This is a genomic window from Enterovibrio coralii (assembly GCF_001559595.1).
Classification (GTDB): domain Bacteria; phylum Pseudomonadota; class Gammaproteobacteria; order Enterobacterales; family Vibrionaceae; genus Enterovibrio; species Enterovibrio coralii.
Window position 1 is genome coordinate 1 of the sequence record NZ_LNTY01000067.1, and the last position, 2,407, is coordinate 2,407.

General features: G+C 53.3%; 1 protein-coding gene and 1 pseudogene. Both read right to left on the reverse strand.

Features of this window, described 5'->3' with window-relative positions; translation table 11 throughout:
• The coding region (locus ATN88_RS25330; RefSeq protein ID WP_232313528.1) for a thrombospondin type 3 repeat-containing protein at positions 1-2,113 on the reverse strand (2,113 nt) is incomplete at its 3' end.
• Between the two features lie 15 nt (positions 2,114-2,128).
• Positions 2,129-2,407: pseudogene (locus ATN88_RS26300) on the reverse strand (thrombospondin type 3 repeat-containing protein); the annotation flags it as partial.

The following is a 2,407-nucleotide window of genomic DNA, read 5'->3' on the forward strand; positions in this document are numbered from 1 at the left end:
CGAATGCCGCGAAGTCATAGCCGTGCATGTCGAAGGCAGTACCATCGTTCTCTGGGTTGTTACTTTCGAGGTCGAGGTAATCGGGGATGCCGTCGTTATCAGTGTCTGGTGCTGGGTTCACGGTACCTTGAAGGTTGTTTTGATCGACCATCAAGTCGCCATCGGCGTCGGCCAGTCCGGCTTCCACCACATCAGGGATGGTGTCGTTATCTGAATCCAAATCCAGATCGTTCGCCACGCCATCATTGTCGGCATCAACGGCGAAGCCTGAGCCAGACGCTGGCGTCAACTTGATGTCGGTAAGGCGGATTGCACCGTTGTAGAAGCTGGAATCGACGTAGAAGTCTGGCGTCTCGCCACTGTACGTGGTTTCACGCAGCACATCATCGTTGCGACGGTAAGTGATATTGCCGTCGTTCACCTCGATAGATAAAGTGTCGCCCACGGCAATGCTGCCACTGCCGAAGTTGGTGATGTACGAACCGCTCTCGTAGAGGTACAGGTAGGAGTTAACAATGTAGAAGGCGTAATCAATGTCGGAGTAATACGCGCCACTCTCGACGTTGCCCAAGCCAAACATGTTATTGGCACCCAACGAGACCACTTTGAAATTCAAGCGGTAGTTGTCGCTGTAACCGTACTCGGAGAAGCGCGCCGAGTTCGCTTGGTAACGCCATGTGCCGCCATTCGCAGACAACTCACCATTGCTGAAGCTCGAACCGTACAATGTCGGCCAATCTACAATATCAGCCTCAGTGCGAAGCTCTAGCTCGTCAGACAGGCCATCGTTGTCACGGTCAATATCCGCGTTATCACCAATGCCGTCATTGTCGGCGTCTTTGGTTTCAGTCGCGTCATTTGGGAAGACATCGGCATTGTCACCCACACCGTCGCCATCAGTGTCTTTGGTTTCAGACGCATCTTCTGGGAAGACATCCGCGTTATCGCCTACACCATCACCATCAGTGTCTTTGGTCTCCGTGTCATCCGTTGGGAAGGCATCCGCATTGTCGCCCACGCCATCACCATCGGTGTCAGTGTCTTCGTTCGGATCAAACGGGAAGGCATCGTAGATATCGAGCGTGCCGTCGTTATCGTCATCCTCATCGTTTGGATTTGAGATACCGTCACCGTCAGAGTCTTCTGCCCGATCGTCCACACCGTTGCCGTTCACGTCTGCACCGCCCTCGCCGTCTTGCTGCGTAAGCATGCCGTCACCGTTGGTATCAAACGCTGCGAAGTCATAACCGTGCATGTCGAAAGCTGTTCCGTCGTTTTCTGGGTTGTTACTTTCGAGGTCGAGATAATCGGGGATGCCATCGTTATCAGTGTCTGGTGCCGGGTTGACCGTACCTTGCAGGTTGTTTTGATCGACCATCAAGTCGCCATCGGCGTCTGCAAGCCCCGCTTCCACCACATCAGGGATGGTGTCGTTATCTGAATCCAAATCCAGATCGTTCGGCACGCCATCATTGTCGGCATCGACTGCAAAGCCCGAACCCGAAGCCGGTGTCAACTTGATATCCGTCAGACGGATAGCCCCGTTGTAGAAGCTTGAGTCGACGTAGAAGTCTGGCGTATCACCGCTATAAGTGGTTTCACGCAGCACATCGTCGTTGCGACGGTAAGTGATATTGCCGTCGTTCACTTCAATCGACAGCACATCGCCGACCGCAACACTACCGCTGCCGAAGTTGGTGATGTAAGAGCCGCTCTCGTAGAGGTACAGGTAGGAGTTAACAATGTAGAAGGCGTAATCAATGTCTGAGTAGTAGGCTCCACTTTCGATATTGCCCAAGCCAAACATGTTATTGCCACCCAGCGAGACCACTTTGAAATTCAGGCGGTAGTTGTCGCTGTAACCGTACTCGGAGAAGCGCGCTGAGTTCGCTTGGTAACGCCATGTGCCGCCGTTTGCAGACAGTTCACCGTTACTAAAGCTTGAACCATAGAGTACTGGCCAATCTACAATCTCAGCCTCAGTGCGAAGCTCTAGCTCGTCAGACAAACCATCGTTGTCGCGGTCAATATCTGCGTTGTCACCGATGCCGTCGTTGTCGGCGTCTTTGGTTTCAGTCGCGTCATTCGGGAAGACATCGGCATTGTCACCCACGCCATCACCGTCGGTGTCTTTGGTTTCAGACGCATCTTCAGGGAAGACATCCGCGTTATCACCTACGCCGTCACCGTCGGTATCTTTGGTCTCCGTGTCATCCGTTGGGAAGCATCCGCATTGTCGCCCACACCATCACCGTCGGTATCTGTGTCTTCGTTCGGATCAAACGGGAAGGCATCATAGATATCGAGCGTTCCGTCGTTGTCGTCATCCTCATCATTTGGATTTGAGATACCGTCACCGTCAGAGTCTTCTGCGCGATCATCGACACCGTTGCCGTTCACGTCTGCA